Annotated in this window: 17 protein-coding genes; 2 read left to right on the forward strand and 15 right to left on the reverse strand. The window is 67.4% G+C overall.

From position 1 onward, the window contains the following. Window position 1: 1 nt before the first annotated feature. Entirely contained in the window at window positions 2–406 is a 405-nt protein-coding gene (locus tag QZM15_RS07970) for a hypothetical protein (RefSeq protein ID WP_302106149.1), read from the reverse strand. A gap of 428 nt (window positions 407–834) precedes the next feature. After that, window positions 835–2256: an FAD-binding oxidoreductase gene (locus QZM15_RS07975; RefSeq protein ID WP_302106150.1), complete on the reverse strand. Its 1422-nt coding sequence runs from the start codon at window positions 2254–2256 to the stop codon at window positions 835–837. Between the two features lie 284 nt (window positions 2257–2540). Between QZM15_RS07975 and QZM15_RS07980 the strand changes: the two genes are divergently transcribed. Beyond that, window positions 2541–3188, forward strand: coding sequence for a TetR/AcrR family transcriptional regulator (locus tag QZM15_RS07980; RefSeq protein WP_059581060.1), 648 nt, complete (start codon window positions 2541–2543; stop codon window positions 3186–3188). Between the two features lie 77 nt (window positions 3189–3265). On the opposite strand, the gene QZM15_RS07985 is transcribed toward QZM15_RS07980, so the two are convergent. The 4 genes from QZM15_RS07985 to edd form a co-directional block, all read right to left on the reverse strand. After that, window positions 3266–3769 (reverse strand): gluconokinase, encoded by a 504-nt coding sequence (locus QZM15_RS07985; protein ID WP_059581058.1) that lies wholly within the window; start codon window positions 3767–3769, stop codon window positions 3266–3268. Window positions 3770–3782: 13 nt separating this feature from the next. Next, window positions 3783–5144 carry a GntP family permease gene (locus QZM15_RS07990; RefSeq protein WP_059581055.1) on the reverse strand — a complete coding sequence of 454 codons (1362 nt, stop codon included), beginning with the start codon at window positions 5142–5144 and terminating at the stop codon, window positions 3783–3785. Window positions 5145–5358: 214 nt separating this feature from the next. Then, a complete protein-coding gene (gene eda, locus QZM15_RS07995) occupies window positions 5359–5985 on the reverse strand; it encodes a bifunctional 4-hydroxy-2-oxoglutarate aldolase/2-dehydro-3-deoxy-phosphogluconate aldolase (protein ID WP_059581053.1) in 627 nt (208 codons plus the stop codon). A gap of 19 nt (window positions 5986–6004) precedes the next feature. Further along, a complete protein-coding gene (edd, locus tag QZM15_RS08000; RefSeq protein WP_302106151.1) occupies window positions 6005–7861 on the reverse strand; it encodes a phosphogluconate dehydratase in 1857 nt (618 codons plus the stop codon). Between the two features lie 294 nt (window positions 7862–8155). On the opposite strand from edd, the gene QZM15_RS08005 reads away from it, so the two are divergent. Next, complete coding sequence (locus tag QZM15_RS08005; RefSeq protein WP_059581048.1) at window positions 8156–9004, forward strand: MurR/RpiR family transcriptional regulator; 849 nt, start codon at window positions 8156–8158, stop codon at window positions 9002–9004. An 88-nt stretch (window positions 9005–9092) separates the two neighbouring features. On the opposite strand, the gene QZM15_RS08010 is transcribed toward QZM15_RS08005, so the two are convergent. The 9 genes from QZM15_RS08010 to QZM15_RS08050 form a co-directional block, all read right to left on the reverse strand. After that, a complete protein-coding gene (locus QZM15_RS08010; protein WP_089464534.1) occupies window positions 9093–9515 on the reverse strand; it encodes a CopD family protein in 423 nt (140 codons plus the stop codon). A 23-nt stretch (window positions 9516–9538) separates the two neighbouring features. Next, window positions 9539–10810, reverse strand: a complete 1272-nt coding sequence (locus QZM15_RS08015; RefSeq protein ID WP_302106152.1) for a glutamate-5-semialdehyde dehydrogenase — start codon at window positions 10808–10810, stop codon at window positions 9539–9541. A gap of 166 nt (window positions 10811–10976) precedes the next feature. Continuing rightward, window positions 10977–12071 (reverse strand): DNA polymerase III subunit delta, encoded by a 1095-nt coding sequence (gene holA, locus QZM15_RS08020; protein WP_059581043.1) that lies wholly within the window; start codon window positions 12069–12071, stop codon window positions 10977–10979. Between the two features lie 18 nt (window positions 12072–12089). Then, complete coding sequence (gene lptE, locus QZM15_RS08025; protein ID WP_006483412.1) at window positions 12090–12641, reverse strand: LPS assembly lipoprotein LptE; 552 nt, start codon at window positions 12639–12641, stop codon at window positions 12090–12092. A 38-nt stretch (window positions 12642–12679) separates the two neighbouring features. After that, a complete protein-coding gene (gene leuS, locus QZM15_RS08030) occupies window positions 12680–15274 on the reverse strand; it encodes a leucine--tRNA ligase (RefSeq protein ID WP_302106153.1) in 2595 nt (864 codons plus the stop codon). Window positions 15275–15456: 182 nt separating this feature from the next. Beyond that, the gene (locus QZM15_RS08035; RefSeq protein ID WP_302106154.1) at window positions 15457–15912 is read right to left on the reverse strand and encodes a biopolymer transporter ExbD; all 456 of its coding nucleotides are present in this window, start codon (window positions 15910–15912) and stop codon (window positions 15457–15459) included. Between the two features lie 24 nt (window positions 15913–15936). After that, a complete protein-coding gene (locus tag QZM15_RS08040) occupies window positions 15937–16605 on the reverse strand; it encodes a MotA/TolQ/ExbB proton channel family protein (protein ID WP_059581034.1) in 669 nt (222 codons plus the stop codon). Between the two features lie 19 nt (window positions 16606–16624). Further along, window positions 16625–17422, reverse strand: a complete 798-nt coding sequence (gene dapB / locus QZM15_RS08045; protein ID WP_059581032.1) for a 4-hydroxy-tetrahydrodipicolinate reductase — start codon at window positions 17420–17422, stop codon at window positions 16625–16627. A gap of 65 nt (window positions 17423–17487) precedes the next feature. Next, on the reverse strand, window positions 17488–18285 hold the full coding sequence (locus QZM15_RS08050; protein ID WP_059581029.1) for an outer membrane protein assembly factor BamE: 798 nt from the start codon (window positions 18283–18285) through the stop codon (window positions 17488–17490). Window positions 18286–18356 lie beyond the last annotated feature (71 nt).

The raw sequence follows: 18356 nt of genomic DNA on the forward strand, positions 1-18356 counted from the left end.
CTCACTTCGTCCTTGTGCCAACTACGCCGACCGCCGACACCAAACGCTTCGCCATCGTTTTGTGACGCTCAAGGGCATCCGCAGTAACAGTACCGTTACCGGCATAGCGTTGGTCGATTTTCCAGTCAGAGTATGGGTTATCCATCTTCAGAAGAGGCGGAAGCGTAGCAAGATGTCTCGGAATGGCGTTCGCGGATACCTTATCCCATAGCTCATCGATATGCGCCTTGTAAGCTTTTGCAAGGCCATTCGACGCACAGTTACCGGCAGATGTGATAAGTGCTGCCTTGATCGCACATTCTGCCGCGATACCGTACAACTGATCCGCGTTCTCCAATCGACTTTCCCGTTCAAGCAGGAGACCATCACCCCAGTGACGTCCGGCAGCGTCCGCATAGTTTTCCATTTTTCCCCGAGCGCATCTTGCATGTTGAAATTCGCTGCGATTTTACCTTGCCGTCGTAGACTTGGAGACTGGCCGTTTGGGGCGCCAGACATGGCTATGAGCTCTCGGCGTTTGGCGCATCGCTCCAGGACATGAACTGTCTGATATCGGCCACCGGAAACACCGAACCGCTACAGCGGACGCCACACTGAAGGACGTAGTGCGCTCACGACCTCGGCCGGCGGTAGCCAAATACTCTACGGAGCAACATTGCCTAATAGTTGGCGCCCTTACCTCGCCCGCCCCCCGCTGGCCGCGTTTGCCCACCGGCAAACATCGTGCGAGATCAAGGAGCGAACGCACATTACACCATTCCCGTAGCTATCGCACCCGCAGATACCGAGCGGTATAGCGCCTCCTGCCACACGTCGCTCACAGCGCAAACTACCTCAGAACGAAATCATCCGCCCCGGGTTCAGCGCGGTCATCACGCTCATCGCCGCCTTCGCGGCCGGGATCGCGATCGGCGACAGCTGCCGGCCGAGCGGAATCGCGCGATGGTCGATGCCCGTGAGCATCGAGAAATCGTCGTTGCGGCCGACGAAATCGTCGCAGATCGCCTTGCCGATCCGCACCGTCTGCGCGACGCCGTGCCCGCTCCAGCCTTGCACCATGTACATCGGCACGCGGCCGTCGGTCTTGCGGCTGTCGGTCGCGCCGTTCAGCGTGAAGTCGCTGACGCCGCTCCAGCAGTAGTCGAGCGCGAAGCCGCCGTCGTGCTGCGGAAACACCGTGTTCAGCCGCGTCAGCAAGTACGCGTTCACGTCCGACTGCGCCCAGCAGCTGCCGGTGCCCTGCCCGCCGAACAGCAGGCGATTGCCGCGCACCGGCCGGTAGTAGTCGATCTGGAACTGCGTGTCGTACACCGGCATGCCTGCCGGCATCAGCGTCGCGACGTCGACGTCGAGCGGCGCCGTCACGCTCACGTACGTGAAGAACGGCACCGTGGTCGCCGCGCCGTCGTCGAGCAGGCGGAACGTCGTGTTGTGCAGCGCGAGCACGACGCCGCGGCGCGCGGTGATCGTGCCGCCCGGCGTCGTCGCGACGACGCCCGCGGGCGTCTCGTCCAGCTCCAGCACCTCGGTGCCCTCGAACAGCGCGCCGCCGTTCAGCCGGAAGCCGTGCACGAGGCCGCGCACGAGCGCGAGCGGATGGATCTGCCCGCCGATCGCGTCGATCGCCGCGCCGTGATACAGCCCCGAGCGCACGTATTCGTCGTGCAGCTGATGGCGGCCGACGAGCGTCACGCCCGCATCGCCCAGATGGCGGCGCGCATCCGCGCCGTCGAGCAGCGCGCTCATGTGGCCGGGGTGAACCGCCGCGGTGACGTGGCCGCGCTTGCGGTCGAGATCGAGCGCGTAACGCGCGCCGATCCCGTCGATCAGGTCCATCGACTCGGCCGACGCGAAACGCCACAACCGCTTCGCATCGTCGTGCGACAGGTTCTCGATCATGTCGGCCGCTTCCCAGCGCGCGAGGCCGGGCGTCAATTGGCCGCCGTTGCGGCCCGACGCGGCCGAGCCGACGTGATGCTTGTCGACGAGGATCGTGTCGACGCCCGCTTCCGCGAGATGCAGCGCGGCCGATGCGCCGAGCAGCCCCGCGCCGATCACGAGCACGTCGCAGACGGCGTCTTGCGCGAGCGGCGCGCTGTTTTCATGGCGCGACAGCGACGCCTCGTACCAGTTCGCCGGGCGCTCGCCGTCGTAGCGGGCCGGATCGCACCAGTTCCAGTTGTCTTTCTCGATATTCAGTTGCGTTTGCTCGAAACGCGATTCGCCCTGGATCAGGGGCTTGTGATTGGAAGTCATGATTGCACTTGCATGGTCTTGGCCGCCTGTCGAAGCGCCCCGTTGCTTCGGGGCTTCGCGGGTGGGGCAGCCGGTTCCACTTGGGTGTCAACGAGATAAGGGCGCGATGGCCCGTGTTGACGGCAGACACGCTCGCGTCTGCCTGAATCCCGGACTGTGCGAAAGCACGTATTGAAAGGTGCCGGGACACCCAATTTCTACACCGCAGAAATAATTCTACAGTGTAGAATAAGCTTTCGTCAAGTTTACAGTCGGCGCGATGCCGCGCCTGCCAGCCCGCCTCGATGAAAGACACACCCACCCAAGGGCCGCGCGGCCTCGACAAGGACGCGATCGTCGCGGCCGCGCTCGCGCTGCTCGAAGACGTCGGCGAAGCCGCGTTCAGCGTGCGCAAGCTCGCGCAATCGGTCGGCTGCGACCCGATGAGCGTGCTGTATCACTTCAAGTCGAAGGACGGCCTGAGCCGCGCGATCGCGAATGCGCTGTCGCGCTCGCTCGTGCCGGTCGATCCGTCGCAGCCGTGGCGCGAACGGCTGCGCGACCTTGCGCGCCAGTACCGCGCGCTCGCGCTGCGCTACCCGGCCGCCTTCGCGCTGCTGCAGCGGCACATGAGCACGGGGCCGGCCGATCTCGCGCACATCGAGGCCGTGCATCGCGCGCTGACCGACGCCGGCATCCCGCGCGCGGCGCTGCCGTCGGTATGCGTCGGCTGGTACGCGGCCGTGATCGGCCTCGCCGCCGCCGAAGCGGGCGGCCTCACGCGCGCCGCGAACGACGTCGAGCTCGCGGAAATGCACGCGCTGTCCGACACCGCGCATCCGCTTGTCAAGTCGGCCGCCCCGCTCTATGCGCAGCTCGATCCGGCCGTCGTGCACGACACGATGCTCGACGTGCTGCTCGACGGCATCGCGCAACGCGCGCGCGCGGCCTGACATCGGCATACGCGCCGCCAACGAAAAAGGCGCCCGAATGAAGGCGCCTTTTCCATGACGATGGCCGCGAACCGCGCTCAGTGCTGATGCGCGAGGCCGATCTTCAGCATGACCTGATCGACGATCTGTTCGGGCGTCAGCTCGATGCTGACCTCGATCGCTTCATCCGGGCCCGGCTCCTCGAGCGTATCGAGCTGGCTCTTCAGCAGCGACGGATCGAAGAAATGGCCGGTGCGGCTCTTCAGGCGCTCTTGCAACACCTCGAACGAACCCTTCAGATACACGAACCGCACGTCGGTGTCGGTGCCGCGCAGCACGTCGCGGTACGACCGTTTCAGCGACGAGCACGTGAACACGGCCGTCTCGCCGGCGCGCTGCTTTTCCTCGATGGCCGCGCGAATCGTGCGCAGCCACGGCCAGCGGTCTTCATCGGTCAGCGGAATGCCGTGGTGCATCTTTTCCTTGTTCGCCGCGCTGTGAAATGCGTCGCCGTCGGTATAGCTGCACGACAGGCGTTCCGCCAGCATTTCGCCGATTCGCGACTTGCCCGCGCCCGACACGCCCATTGCGATCAGAATCATTGACTACCCCTTGTTACAGAACCAGGCTCAGCAGCAGCGTAAAGCTCAGACCGAGCACCGAGATGATGGTTTCAAGCAGCGACCAGGTCTTGAACGTCTGCCCGACCGTCATCCCGAAATATTCCTTGATCAGCCAGAAGCCGCCGTCGTTCACGTGCGAGAAGATCAGCGAGCCCGAGCCCGTCGCGAGCACGAGCAGTTCCGGACGAACCGCCGCGCCCGACGCCGCCGCGATCGGTGCGACGATGCCGCAGGCCGTCGTCATCGCGACCGTCGCCGAGCCCGTGGCCAGACGCATCAGCGCCGCGACGAACCAGCCGAGCAGCAGCGGGGACAGGTGCGCGTGCTTCGCGGTCTCGACGATCTGCTGCGAGATCCCGCTGTCGCGCAGGACGCCGCCGAAGCCGCCGCCCGCGCCGACGATCAGCGTGATGCCGGCGATCGGCGCCAGGCACTCGCCGCAGAATTTCTGGATCTGGTCGCGGTTGAAGCCCTGCTTCGCGCCGAAGGTCCAGAAGCTCACGAGCACGGCGATCAGCAGCGCGACGTCCGAGTTGCCCGCAAAGCGCAGCAGGTTGTTCGGCAGCGACTTCGGCGTGAACACCAGGTCGGCCCAGCTGCCGACGAGCATCAGCACGACGGGCAGCAGGATCGTGAACAGCGTGATGCCGAAGCTCGGCAGTTCGCGCTTGCCGCCATCCGCGCGCGAATCGACGAATTGCGCGGCGAGCGGGTTGTTTTCCGGCAGCTTCACGAACTTCGAGATCACCAGCGCGAACAGCGGACCGGCGATGATCGCGGTCGGCACGCCGACGATCAGGCCGAACGCGATCGTCTTGCCGATATCGGCGCCGTATTGCTGGACGGCCAGCAGCGCGGCCGGGTGCGGCGGGATCAGCCCGTGCACGACCGACAGGCCGGCCACCATCGGGAGGCCGACGACGAGCAGCGACTTGCCGGTGCGCTTCGCGACGTTGAACGCGATCGGGATCAGCAGCACGAAGCCGACTTCGAAGAACACCGGCAGGCCGACGATGATCGCGACGAACATCATCGCCCAGTGGATGTTCTTTTCACCGAACCAGTCGATCAGCGTGGTCGCGATCCGTTCGGCGCCGCCCGATTCGGCCATCATCTTGCCGAGCATCGTGCCGAGGCCGACGACGATCGCGATGTGGCCGAGCGTGCCGCCGGTGCCCGTCTCGAACGACTTGACGATCTTGTCCATCGGCATGCCGACGACGAGGCCGAGGCCGAGCGAAACGATGATCAGCACCAGGAACGGGTAGATCTTGTAGCGCGCGATCATCAGGATCAGCGCGGCAATCGCGATCAGCGTGAATACGAGCAGCATGCTGCCTTGGACGGCCGCCATGTGGCACTCCTCCTAGAATTGTTCGAACCGGGCGCGTTGCGAGTATGCCCGGCTATGCAGGTCTCCGAAACACGGGGGTACCCCCCCGTCAGGACGCTGAATTTTACTTATCTTTGCGATCCGCGGATAGAACCGGTTCCATCAGCAAAAACCCTCGGTAAAACAAGCACTAACGCTTGTTTTCCGAGGGCTGAATCGTCGTTTGATACAAGTATTAGCGCGGCAACTGGCTCGCCGCTTGCGCGAGGCGCGTGACTTCGGCCCAGTCCTGCGCGGCGAGCGCGGCCTTCGGCGTGAGCCACGAGCCGCCGACGCACACGACGTTCGGCAGTTTTAGGAAGTTCGGCGCGGTGTCGACCGTGATGCCGCCCGTCGGGCAGAACTTCAGCGCCGGGAACGGGCCGTGGAACGCCTGCAGCATCGGCACGCCGCCCGCCTGCTGCGCGGGGAAGAACTTCACGATGTCGTAGCCGAATTCGAGCGCCTGGATGATGTCGCTCGGCGTCATCACGCCCGGCAGCAGCGGCAGGCCCGCGTCGAGCGACGCGAGGTGCAGGTCCTTCGTCAGGCCTGGCGACACGCCGAACGTGGCGCCCGCGCGCTTCGCCTGCGCGCAGTGCTCGGGCTTCGTGATCGTGCCGACGCCGACGACGATGTCGTCCGCGAGCTGACTCGCGCGCTGGATCGCCTCCAGGCCGGCCGGCGTGCGCAGCGTGATCTCGAGCACCTTCACGCCACCCGCGTGCAATGCACGCGACACGTTTTCGCCCTGCTCGACCGAGTCGAATGCGAGCACCGGAATGACCGGGCCCAGCTTCACGATTTCAGCAATCGTCTTCATTGAATTGGCTCCTTGAAATTCATGCGGCGACGCCGACGGCCGTTTCGCCGACCAGCGTCCCGAAAACCGATGCGCCCTGCTCGGCCGGCGCCGCGGCCGCGCGGAACACGCCGAACAGTTCGCGCCCGAAGCCGACTTCGTTCTCGGCCTGGTGCTGCGGCTGCGCGACCGGGCGCGCGAGCCATTCGGCGTCGTCGACCTCGATGTCGAGCACGCCGGCTTCCGCGTCGATCACGAGCATGTCGCCCGTCTTCACCTTGCCGATCGGGCCGGCCAGCAGCGCTTCCGGCGACACGTGGATCACGGCCGGCACCTTGCCCGACGCGCCCGACATGCGGCCGTCGGTCACCAGCGCGACGTGAAAGCCCTGATCCTGCAGCACGCCGAGCAGCGGCGTCAAACGGTGCAGCTCGGGCATGCCGTTCGCGCGCGCGCCCTGAAAGCGCACCACCGCGACGAAATCGCGCTTCAGCTCGCCGCGATCGAACGCTTCCTGCACGGCTTCCTGCGAGTCGAACACGATCGCGGGCGCCGTCACCTTGCGGTGCTCCGGCGCGACCGCCGAAATCTTGATCACGCCGCGGCCGAGCCGGCCCTGCATCAGGCGCAGGCCGCCGTCCGGCTGGAACGGGTCGCGAATGCCGCGCAGCACCTTCGTATCGTGGCTCTCGGCCGTGCCGTCGACCCACGTCAGCTTGCCGTCGATCAGCTTCGGCTCCTTCGTGTAGTGCGACAGGCCCTTGCCCGCGACCGTCGTCACGTCCTCGTGCAGCAGCCCGCCTTCGAGCAGGTTGCGCACCAGGAACGCGACACCGCCCGCCGCGTGGAAATGGTTCACGTCGGCCTTGCCGTTCGGGTAGATCTTCGCGAGCAGCGGCACGACGGCCGACAGTTCGTCGAAATCGTTCCAGTCGATCAGGATGCCGGCCGCGCGCGCGATCGCGACCAGGTGCAGCGTGTGGTTGGTCGAGCCGCCCGTCGCGAGCAGCGCGACGATCCCGTTGACGATCGCCTTCTCGTCGATCACATGGCCGATCGGCGTGTACTGGCCGCGCTCGACGGTCAGGTCGAGCACGCGGCGCGCGGCCTCGGCCGTCAGCGCGTCGCGCAGCGGCGTGTGCGGATGGATGAACGCCGAGCCCGGCAGGTGCAGGCCCATCAGCTCCATCAGCATCTGGTTGCTGTTCGCGGTGCCGTAGAACGTGCAGGTGCCGTGGCCGTGATAGGCGGCCGATTCGGCTTCGAGCAGCGCGTCGCGGCCGACCTGGCCGGTCGCGAACTGCTGGCGGATCTTCGCCTTGTCGTCGTTGGACAGCCCGCTCGTCATCGGGCCGGCCGGCACGAAGATGGTCGGCAGGTGGCCGAACTGCAGCGCGCCGATCAAGAGGCCCGGCACGATCTTGTCGCAGATGCCGAGGCAGAGCGCCGCATCGAACATGTTGTGCGTGAGCGCGATCGCCGTGCCCATCGCGATCGCCTCGCGCGAGAACAGCGACAGCTCCATGCCCGGGTTGCCCTGCGTGACGCCGTCGCACATCGCCGGCACGCCGCCGGCGAACTGCGCGACGCCGCCGTTCTCGCGCGCGGCCGCCTTGATGATGTCGGGGAAATTCTTGTACGGCGCGTGCGCGGACAACATCTCGTTGTACGAGGACACGATACCGATGTTCGGTTCGCGAATCGCCTTGATCTGGAACTTGTCGCTGCCCTCGAGGCCTGCGAAGCCGTGCGCGAGGTTCGCGCACGACAGCGCGCCGCGGGCCGGGAACTTGCCTTGCGCGCCGTCAATGCGCTGCAGATAGGCGGAACGGGTCGATTGGCTGCGGGCGATCACGCGTTCGGTGACCTTCGCCAGGGTGGGGTGCAGCGACGTCATGCTGGGCGCTCCTGTATGCCGGCCGACACCGGCGGTTGGAATCGTGGGGACGGTCGCGCTTCGTCGACCGAACGACGCAAGTCTAGTAGAAAAACTACATGCACGCAATGTGGATCGACGCGTGTGCAACCCTCATTCCCGCCACCAGTAAGGCTTTAATCAGTAAAAACCCTAATTCGGCTCGCCAGACCCGCATGGCAACGCTCGCAATTCCGCTAGTATTTTCATGTAGATTTTCTACAATTCGATTGCGATACACTCGCTCATCCGAACCCGATTTCCACGTGCCGTCCCATGCTGCCCCGCATTGAAGCGATCCGCGCCGAGTTGCGCCCGTCCGAGCGCAAGCTCGCCGACTACATTCTCGCCGCGCCGCGCGAGGTGCTCGACCTCGCGATGACCGAGCTGTCGGCCCGCGCGGGCGTCAGCCAGCCGACGATCGCGCGCTTCTGCCAGGCGCTCGGCTGCAGCGGCTTTCGCGAATTCAAGATCCGGCTCGCGCAGAGCGTCGCGCCCGGCGTGTCGTCGGTGTATCGCGACGTCGAGCCCGACGAGCCGGCGCCCGGCATCATCGGCAAGGTGTTCGACCGCACGATCGGCGCGCTGATCGAGGTGCGCAACAGCCTGTCCGCGGGCAGCGTCGCCGACGCGATCGCGCTGCTGTCGAACGCGTCGCGCATCGAGTTCTACGGCGCCGGCGGCTCGGGCATCGCCGCGCAGGACATCCAGCACAAGTTCTTCCGGCTCGGCGTGCCGAGCGTCGCGTATTCGGATCCGCACACGTTCTCGATGTCGTCGGCGCTGCTCGGGCCGCACGACGTCGTCGTCGCGATCTCGAACACCGGCCGCACGCGCGATATCGTCGACGCGGCGCGCTCCGCGCTCGCGTGCGGCGCGAAAGTCGTCGCGATCACGCAGAGCCATTCGCCGCTCGCGAAGCTCGCGACGGTCAGCCTCGCGTCGAACGTCGCCGAGGAAACGGACGTGTTCTCGCCGATGACGTCGCGGATGTCGCATCTCGCGATCGGCGACATCCTCGCGGTCGGCGTCGCGCTGTCGCGCGGGCCGGCGCTGATGGAGCGCGTCGGCCGCGCGAAGGAAGCGATCACGCGGCGCCGGATCGACGACCCGGTGAAGGATTGAGCCGAAGCGGGACGCCGCGCGTAAACGAACAACGGCGCCCCGAGGGGCGCCGTTGCGCATCGATCGCCGGCCGCGCGTTGCGGCGAACTCAGAACGGCTTGATCACCACCAGCGCGACCGCCGCCAGCATGCCGAGCACCGGCAGCTCGTTGAACACGCGATACCACTTGTCGGTGCGGCGGTTCTCGCCGCGCTCGAACACCCGCAGCAGGTGCCCGCAATACGCGTGATAGACGATCAGCAGCAGCACGACCGTCACCTTCGCATGGATCCAGCCCTGCCCCTGCCCGATGCCGATCACGAGCCAGAGCCACAACCCGCAGGCCAGTGCCGGCACCGCGATCATCGTCATGAAGCGGAACAGCTTGCGCGCCATCAGCAGCAGGCGCCGCACCGCGGCCGGATCGGTCTCCATGGCCAGGTTCACGTAGATGCGCGGCAGGTAGAACAGCCCCGCGAACCACGCGGCGATCAGAACGATATGAAACGTCTTGACCCAGAGCATTGCCATCGGTTGTGCGCCTCGCGGTTGACTTACTGACGGCCTTCGCCGTGCCCGAGCACGACGTACTTCAGCGACGTGAGCCCTTCCAGGCCGACCGGGCCGCGTGCGTGCAGCTTGTCGTTCGAGATGCCGATTTCCGCGCCGAGGCCGAATTCGAAACCGTCCGCGAAGCGCGTCGACGCGTTGACCATCACGCTCGCCGAATCGACTTCGCGCAGGAAGCGCATCGCGCGGTCATGATCCTCGGTGACGATCGCATCGGTGTGATGCGAGCCGTAATGGTTGATGTGCTCGATCGCGGCGTCGAGGCCGTCGACAACCTTGATCGCAAGCACCGGCGCGAGATATTCGGTGTGCCAGTCTTCTTCCGTCGCGTCGACGAGCGGGCCGACGCCCGCATCGGCGAGCACCGCGCGCGCGGCTGCATCGACGCGCAGTTCGACCTGCTTGTCGCGATACAGCTTGCCGAGCGGCGGCAGCAGCTTCGCGGCGATATCGCTCGCGACGAGCAGCGTCTCCATCGTGTTGCAGGTGCCGTAGCGGTGCGTCTTCGCGTTGTCGCAGACGGTCAGCGCCTTCGCCAGATCGGCGCGGTCGTCGACGTACACGTGGCAGATGCCGTCGAGATGCTTGATCATGGGCACGCGCGCCTCGTTGATCAGCCGTTCGATCAGACTCTTGCCGCCGCGCGGCACGATCACGTCGACGTATTCGGTCATCGTGATCAGCTTGCCGACCGCCGCGCGATCGGCCGTCGCGACGACCTGCACCGCATCCTGCGGGAGGCCTGCCGCCTCGAGCCCTTCGCCGATGAGCTTCGCGAGCGCCGCATTCGATTCGAGCGCTTCGGAACCGCCGCGCAGGATCGTCGCGTTGCCGGACTTCAGGCACAGCGCGGCCGCGTCGATCGTCACGTTCGGGCGCGACTCGTAGATGATGCCGATCACGCCGAGCGGCACGCGCATCTGGCCGACCTGGATCCCGCTCGGCCGGAACTTGAGGTTGCCGATCTCGCCGATCGGATCGGCCAGCGACGCGACCTGGCGCAGCCCTTCGACCATCGTGTTCAGCGCCTTGTCCGACAGCGTCAGGCGGTCGACGAACGCCGCATCGAGCCCCTTTTCGCGGGCGCGGGCGACGTCGCGCGCATTCGCGTCCTTCAGCGCCTGCGCGTCGCGTTCGATCGCGCGGGCCACGGCGTCGAGCGCCGCGTTCTTCGCGGCCGTGCTGGCGCGCGCCATCGCGCGGGAAGCGTGCCGGGCGCGACGGCCCAGGTCGGTCATGTACTGATCGATATCCATCGTGTGACTCGAGAAGCGAGCCGCGCGGAGCGGCATGAATTCGTGGGGAAGCGTGGGCGGCCATCCGTGCGCGGTGGCGGCCGCCAGACGGCGCCGCGCAGCGGCGCCCGGTCATCGAAACATTGTAAGCGGGTTGCGCAGCGCGCGCTGAAGGCCCGAACGGGACTTAGCGTCGCACGCGACCCGCGGTCGGCGGTCGCTCGCCGCGCTCGCCCGCGACCGTCATCGCAAGCTGGAACAGCCCGTCCCATGGGTCGGGCGGCGGTTCGTCCTGCGTACGGCGGCCCGGCGCGACGGCCGTCAGCCCCTTGACCTGCCGGTCGAGCTTCGCGGCGAACGCGAGCGCCTTTTCGAGCACCGCTTCCGACACGCGGTTCAGCGCGGGCGCGATCAACCGCTCGCGCGGCCCCCACACGCGGTTCTCGCGCAGCAGCGTCGCGAGCGGCTTGCCGGCCGTCGTGCCGCGCTTGATCCGCAGCAGCGTGCGCAATTCCTCGACGACGGCCCACATCACGAGCACGATCGCCTCGCCCTCGCCCTTCAGGCCGTCGATCATCCGCGCGAGCCGCGCGGCATCGCCGGCGAGCATCGCCTCGTTCAGCTTGAACACGTCGTAGCGCGCGACGTTCAGCACCGCGTCGTGCACCTGCTCGAACGACAGCGCACCCTGCGGATACAGCAGCCCGAGCTTCTGGATTTCCTGGTGCGCGGCGAGCAGGTTGCCCTCGACGCGCTCCGCGATGAACTGCAGCGCGCGGCGCCCGTCGTCGCCGGATGCGACGCGCTGGCCCTGCATCGACAGGCGCTGCCCGATCCAGTTCGGCAGTTGCGCGCGATCGACCGGATCGATCTTCAGCGCGACGCCGCCGTTCTGCAGCGCGGTAAACCATGCGGATTTCTGCGTGGCCGCGTCGAGACGCGGCAACGTGACGAGCATCAGCGCGTCGGGGTTCGGCGTGGCCGCGAGCGTCTTCAGCGCGTCGGCGCCTTCCTTGCCGGGCTTGCCCGACGGAATGCGCAGCTCGATCAGCTGGCGCTCGCCGAACAGCGACATCGCCTGGGTCGCGCCGAGCAGCACGCTCCAGTCGAAGCCGCGTTCGACCGTATGCACCGAACGCTCGGTAAAACCGGCCGCGCGCGCGGCCGCACGAATGCGGTCGCACGCTTCCTGCGCGAGCAGCGGCTCATCGCCGTAGACGGTGTAGAGCCCGGCCAGCCCCTTCGCGAGGTGCGGCTCCAGCGCATCAAGTCGCAATTGCATCGCTGCGTGCGCCCGCGATCAGAGCGGTGGCGGCGGCAGCGGCGCGCGCGGCGCCACGCCCGGCACCACGTCCTCCGGTGCCGGCGTCAGCGAATGGACGATCGCGAGACGCCGCATCAGTTGATCGACCGCGTCGTTCTGCATGTCGCCGTACAGGATGTCGGCTTCCTGCGCCTTCGCGTTCGTGTACTGGTCGCTGTAGGTCATCGCGCGATTCAGCGCGATCGCGCTCGGCGGGATCAGCACGGTGCCGTCCTTGCTCGTCAGCGTGTAGTTCAGCGTGTAGAACAGCGCGTATTCCTGCGCGGAGCCGTACTTGTTGAGCGTCAGCGTGTTCTGGCCACGCGACTCCCACATGCGCAGCACGGCGTCGGCATCGTCCGCCGACTTGACGATCTTCGTGTCGCTGCCGGCCTGGACGAGGCGCGTGAGCCGCGCCTCGACGGGCGCCGGCGCACCGGCCACGAACAGGTGCTTGAACGCGTAGTCCTGCTGGCCGCGCAACTGGAAGCCGCATGCCGACAGCGCGACCGCGCTGCCGACGAGCATCAAAAACGATCTGCGGATCACCTTCGCTCCTTCTGTGTGCACCCGACGGCCCGCGGCCGTCAGACGACGATGTTCACGAGGCGGCCCGGCACGACGACGATCTTCTTCGCCGGCTTGCCGTCGCTGAATTTCGCGAATGCCTCGTCGGCCACCGCCGCCGCTTCGATCGCGTCGCGGCTCGCGTCCTTCGCGACCTTCAGCGCGCCGCGCACCTTGCCGTTCACCTGCAGCACGAGTTCGATCTCGGCCTGCTCGAGCGCGGCCTCGTCGACCTTCGGCCACGGCGCATCGAGCAGCGGGCCGAATTCGTCCGCGTAGCCGAGCGCCTTCCACAGCTCGAACGTGATGTGCGGCACGACCGGGTACAGCACGCGCAGCAGCACGCCGTAGGTTTCGCGCAGCACGGCGGGCGTCGCGCCCTTCGCGCCGTCGATCGCGTTCAGCATCTTCATCGCGGCCGACACGACCGTGTTGTACTGCAGGCGCTGGTAGTCGAAATCGGCCTGCTTCAGCACGCTGTAGATCTCGCGGCGCAGCGCCTTGTCGGCGTCGCCCAGCGCGGCGGCATCGAAGCCCGCGCGGGCCGCGAGCGCTTCGCGGTTGCCGGAGCCGAAGCTCCACACGCGGCGCAGGAAGCGGCTCGCGCCCTCGACGCCCGCGCCCGACCATTCGAGCTGCTGCTCCGGCGGCGCCGCGAACATCGTGAACAGGCGCGCGGTATCGGCGCCGTACTGGTCGATCAGCAGTTGCGGATCGACGCCGTTGTTCTTCGACTTCGACATCTTCTCGATGCCGCCGAGCACGACCGGCTGGCCGTCCGCATTCAGCGTCGCGCCGACCGGGCGGCCCTTGTCGTCGTGCGTGACCGTCACGTCGAGCGGGTTGTACCAGGTCTTCTTGCCCGCTGCGTCCTCGCGGTAGTACGTCTCGTTCAGCACCATCCCCTGCGTGAGCAGGTTCTTCGCCGGCTCGCCGAACTTCACGAGGCCGAGGTCGCGCATCACCTTGGTCCAGAAGCGCGAATACAGCAGGTGCAGGATCGCGTGCTCGATGCCGCCGATGTATTGATCCATCGGCATCCAGTAATCGGTGCGCGCGTCGACCATGGTCTCGGCGTCCGGCGCCGTGTAGCGCGAGAAGTACCACGACGAATCGACGAAGGTGTCCATCGTGTCGGTTTCGCGCTTCGCCGCCGCGCCGCACTTGGGACACGTGCAGTTCAGGAACGCTTCGGACTTCGCGAGCGGGTTGCCCGTGCCGTCCGGCACGAGGTCTTCCGGCAGCACGACCGGCAGGTCGGCCTCCGGCACCGGCACGTCGCCGCACGACGGGCAGTGGATGATCGGGATCGGCGTGCCCCAGTAGCGCTGGCGCGACACGCCCCAGTCGCGCAGGCGCCACGTGACCTGCTTGTCGCCGAAGCCGCCGGCCTTCAGGTCGGCCGCGACCGCGTCCACCGCTTCCGTGTAGCGCAGGCCGTCGTACTTGCCGCTGTTCACGCAGACCGCGGTTTCCTTGTCGCCGTACCACTCCTGCCAGGCATCCAGCGAGTACGTCTGCCCTTCGCTCGCGATCACCTGCTTGATCGGCAGATCGTATTTCTTCGCGAACGCGAAATCGCGCTCGTCGTGGCCCGGCACGCCCATCACCGCGCCTTCGCCATAGCTCATCAGCACATAGTTGCCGATCCACACCTCGACCGGCTCGCCGGTCAGCGGGTGCTTGACCGAGAAGCCGGTCGCGACGCCCTTCTTCTCCATCGTCGCGACGTCGGCCTCGGCGACGCCGCCGCGCTTGCATTCGTCGATGAACGCGAGCAGCTCCGGCTTGTCCTGCGCGAGACGCGTGGCGAGCGGGTGCTCGGCCGCGATCGCGCAGAACGTGACGCCCATGATCGTGTCGGCGCGCGTCGTGAACACGCGCAGCAGCTTCTGCTCGCCGTCGAGTTCGTACGGGAAGCCGAAGTTCACGCCGAAGCTCTTGCCGATCCAGTTCTGCTGCATGATCTTCACGCGCTCGGGCCAGCCGAGACCCTCCAGATCGTTCAGCAGCTCATCCGCGTACTGCGTGATGCGCAGGTAGTACATCGGGATCTCGCGCTTCTCGACGAGCGCGCCGGAGCGCCAGCCGCGGCCGTCGATCACCTGCTCGTTCGCGAGCACGGTCTGGTCGACCGGATCCCAGTTCACGGTGCCCGTCTTCTTGTACGCGATGCCCTTCTCGAGCATCTTCAGGAACAGCCACTGGTTCCACTTGTAGTAGTCGGGCTTGCACGTCGCGATCTCGCGCGACCAGTCGATCGCGAGGCCCATCGACTGCATCTGGCCCTTCATGTAGTCGATGTTGTCGTAGGTCCACTTCGCGGGCGGCACGCCGTTCGCCATCGCGGCGTTCTCGGCCGGCATCCCGAACGCGTCCCAGCCCATCGGCATCAGCGTGTTGTAGCCGTTCATCCGCAGATAGCGGTACATCACGTCGTTGATCGTGTAGTTGCGCACGTGACCCATGTGCAGCTTGCCGGACGGGTACGGCAGCATCGACACGCAGTAGAACTTCGGCTTCTGCGAATCTTCCTTCGTCTTGTAGGCATCGGCTGCGCGCCAGTCGCCCTGGGCGGCGGCTTCGACGTCGGCGGGTACGTATCTCTCGTGCATGGTGTGGTTCGGGCTAGGCTTTAAGCGGCGCGACGGCTCGCGCGCAGGATTGGATCGAAATCGTGCGTGCCCGGCGCGGGAACGGGCTGAGCGGTTCCGGGCCGGGAAAAACGTCGATTATACCGCCCGTGCGGGCCCGCACGGCCGGTCTCTCGCGGGCCGGGGCCCGCAACGACGGCGTATCAGGGTTTCGCGCCGGCGGCGGGCGGCACGGCGCCGCCGGCCGGCGGCACGTCGGTCACGAAGCCGATCCGCGTGAGGCCCGCGGCCTGCGCGGCGCCCATCACTTGCGCGATCACGTCGTAGCGCGTCGCGGGCGACGCGCGCAGCCGCAACTCGGGCGGCGCGGCGCCCGCGGCGGCGGCCCGGAAGCGCGCGGGCAGCGCGTCGAGCGCCACGGGCGCGTCGTCCCAGTAAAGCTTGCCCGCGTCGTCGATCGACAGCGTGACGGATTGCGGCGTGTCGCGCGCGACGCTCGCCGCCACCTTCGGCAGGTCGAGCCGGATCGCGTGCGTCATCAGCGGCGCGGTGATGATGAAGATGACGAGCAGCACGAGCATCACGTCGATCAGCGGCGTCATGTTGATCTCCGCCATCGGCGCGGACGTCTTGTGGTGCTCGAGCCCGCCGAATGCCATGGTCGTTCCTCCGGGGCCGGCGCGTCAGGCGCCCTGCGCGCACACGAATACGTGCAGATCGCGCGCGAAGCCGTCGAGTTCCTCGGCGAGCTGCCGGACGAGCCGGCCGAGAATGTTGTACGCGAGCACCGCGGGAATCGCGACGACCAGCCCGAACGCCGTCATGATCAGCGCCTCGCCCACCGGGCCCGCGACGTTCTCGATCTGCGCCTGCCCGCTCGCGGCGATGCTGCCGAGCGCGTGGTAGATACCCCACACGGTGCCGAGCAGCCCGACGAACGGCGCGGTGCTGCCGATCGACGCGAGCAGCACCTGGCCGAATTCGAGGCGCCGCTGCGAGCGCAGCATCGCGTGCCGCAACGCGCGCAGCACGCGTTCGCCGCGCTCGACGCGCGCGGCCAGCGCGGCCGGATCGTGGTCGTCGGCCGCGTCGCGCGCGGCTTCGGCGAGCGGCACGAACACGCGCTCGCGATCGGCGCCGGCCAGTGCGGCGATGCCCGCGTCGAGCGACGGCGCGCGCCAGAACGCGGCGAGCGCGCGCGGCCCCTGCCGCTTCGCGCGGACGAGCAGCCAGGCTTTCATGAAGAGGAAGCACCAGCTGGCGACGGACATCGCCAGCAGCACATAGGCGACGGCGTGCGTGATCGCATCGCCGCTTTCGAGGTAGTGGACAACGCCGGTGGGAATCGCCATCGGAGTTTCCTCGCGGGTGTCAGCGCAGGCCGAGCACGTCCTGCATGTCGAACAGGCCGGCGCCGCGCGCCGACAGGAAGCGCACCGCACGCAACGCGCCCTGCGCGTACGACACGCGGCTCGACGACTTGTGCGTGATCTCGATGCGCTCGCCGATCCCGGCGAACAGCACGGTGTGATCGCCGACGATATCGCCGCCGCGCACCGCCGCAAAGCCGATCGACGACGGATCGCGCTCGCCCGTCACGCCGTGGCGGCCGTACACCGCGCAGTCGTCGAGCGAGCGGCCGAGCGCGCCGGCGACGGCTTCGCCCATCATCAGCGCGGTGCCCGACGGTGCGTCGACCTTGTGGCGGTGATGCGCCTCGATGATCTCGATGTCGTAGCCGTGCGAGAAATGCTTCGCCGCGAATTCGAGCAGCTTCAGCGTGACGTTCACGCCGACGCTCATGTTCGCCGCGAACACGATGCCGATCTTGCCCGCGGCGGCCTGCAACTCGGCCTTCTGCTCGGCGGTGAAGCCGGTCGTGCCGATCACGAGCTTCACGTCGTGGCGCAGCGCGGCCTCGATGTGGGCCATCGTGCCTTCCGGACGCGTGAAATCGATCAGATAGTCGGCCTGCGCGAACACGGCGTCGAGATCGTCGGTCAGCTTGATCCCGGTGTCCTTGCCGAGAAACGCACCGGCGTCCTGGCCGAGGAACGGCGAACCGGCGCGGTCGAGCGCGCCGACGAGCTGCGCGTCGGCATCGTTGAGAACGGCTTCGATCAGCATCCGGCCCATTCGGCCCGATGCGCCGGCAATCGCAATCTTCATGGCTTTCTACACGACAGGTCTAAAGGCGGGCGGCGCATGCCGCCCCGTTTCCGCACGCCGGCCGCTTACTGCGCCGGTGCGGTGAGCGGCTGGTTCTGCAGGTTGTCCGAGCCTTGCGGGCCGACCGGCGGCGACGCCTCGTTCGACACGTTCGGCTGCGGCGGACGATGGAACTGGAACTGCGGCTGGATCGCCGGCGCGGCGCCCGGCGGCTGGCCGCCCGGCACCGGCGCGCCGCCCGAGGCCTGCGCGGCCGGCGTGAACCGGCGCGACGCCGCACCCTGCCCCGACACCTGGTTGGTCGCGCGGTTCGCCGCGCGCGCCGCCTGGGCGTTCGCATCCTGGTCGACCACCGCGCCCGGCGCCGGCTCGGTGGCCGGGCTCGCGGCGGCGGCAGCCTGCGCGGCGCTCGCGGCCGCAGCGGCTTCGGACGCCTTCTTCGCCGCGGCAGCGGCCTTCGCCTTCTTGCCGCCGCGGTCGCCGTCGATGTCGGCCAGCAGGTCGAGCTCGGACGGCAGGTTGTCGGCGCCGCTCCAGCTCGCGACGCGATCGCCCGAGAAGTTGATGACGAGGTCGCGCTGCTGGACGATCGACGTCGAGCCGCGCTTGAAGTAGAAGAGGTAATCCCAGCGATCCGCGTGGAACATGTCCGCCAGCAGCGGCGTGCCGAGCAGCGCGCGGACCTGCTCGCGCGTCATGCCGACCTGCAGCTGGGCGGCCTTCTCCTGCGACACGAAGTTGCCTTGCACGACGGTGATCCGATACGGCGTGATGCTCTGCGCGATGCGCTGCGTCACGCTGTCGTACGACGAACAACCCGCCAGCGCGACAACGGCGGCGGCAGCGATGATGGCACTCCGCATGCGACTCCTCTGAAAGTGCGAAAGCGATTCTGGGATCATTTCCTTCACCGTGCTGGCCCGCGTACAGGCCG

The organism is Burkholderia sp. AU44665, from assembly GCF_030504405.1.
GTDB lineage: Bacteria > Pseudomonadota > Gammaproteobacteria > Burkholderiales > Burkholderiaceae > Burkholderia > Burkholderia semiarida.

Bases quoted from the DNA above. Each gene is read 5' to 3' on its own strand.
- QZM15_RS07985 (WP_059581058.1), bottom strand. From the start codon at position 3,769: ATGATTCTGATCGCAATGGGCGTGTCGGGCGCGGGCAAGTCGCGAATC.
- QZM15_RS08040 (WP_059581034.1), bottom strand. From the start codon at position 16,605: ATGGCGATTCCCACCGGCGTTGTCCACTACCTCGAAAGCGGCGATGCG.
- QZM15_RS08005 (WP_059581048.1), top strand. From the start codon at position 8,156: ATGCTGCCCCGCATTGAAGCGATCCGCGCCGAGTTGCGCCCGTCCGAG.
- QZM15_RS08015 (WP_302106152.1), bottom strand. From the start codon at position 10,810: ATGGATATCGATCAGTACATGACCGACCTGGGCCGTCGCGCCCGGCAC.
- QZM15_RS08010 (WP_089464534.1), bottom strand. From the start codon at position 9,515: ATGGCAATGCTCTGGGTCAAGACGTTTCATATCGTTCTGATCGCCGCG.
- edd (WP_302106151.1), bottom strand. From the start codon at position 7,861: ATGACGTCGCTGCACCCCACCCTGGCGAAGGTCACCGAACGCGTGATC.
- QZM15_RS08035 (WP_302106154.1), bottom strand. From the start codon at position 15,912: ATGGCATTCGGCGGGCTCGAGCACCACAAGACGTCCGCGCCGATGGCG.
- eda (WP_059581053.1), bottom strand. From the start codon at position 5,985: ATGAAGACGATTGCTGAAATCGTGAAGCTGGGCCCGGTCATTCCGGTG.
- QZM15_RS07975 (WP_302106150.1), bottom strand. From the start codon at position 2,256: ATGACTTCCAATCACAAGCCCCTGATCCAGGGCGAATCGCGTTTCGAG.
- dapB (WP_059581032.1), bottom strand. From the start codon at position 17,422: ATGAAGATTGCGATTGCCGGCGCATCGGGCCGAATGGGCCGGATGCTG.
- leuS (WP_302106153.1), bottom strand. From the start codon at position 15,274: ATGCACGAGAGATACGTACCCGCCGACGTCGAAGCCGCCGCCCAGGGC.
- QZM15_RS07990 (WP_059581055.1), bottom strand. From the start codon at position 5,144: ATGGCGGCCGTCCAAGGCAGCATGCTGCTCGTATTCACGCTGATCGCG.
- holA (WP_059581043.1), bottom strand. From the start codon at position 12,071: ATGCAATTGCGACTTGATGCGCTGGAGCCGCACCTCGCGAAGGGGCTG.
- QZM15_RS07970 (WP_302106149.1), bottom strand. From the start codon at position 406: ATGGAAAACTATGCGGACGCTGCCGGACGTCACTGGGGTGATGGTCTC.
- QZM15_RS07980 (WP_059581060.1), top strand. From the start codon at position 2,541: ATGAAAGACACACCCACCCAAGGGCCGCGCGGCCTCGACAAGGACGCG.
- QZM15_RS08050 (WP_059581029.1), bottom strand. From the start codon at position 18,285: ATGCGGAGTGCCATCATCGCTGCCGCCGCCGTTGTCGCGCTGGCGGGT.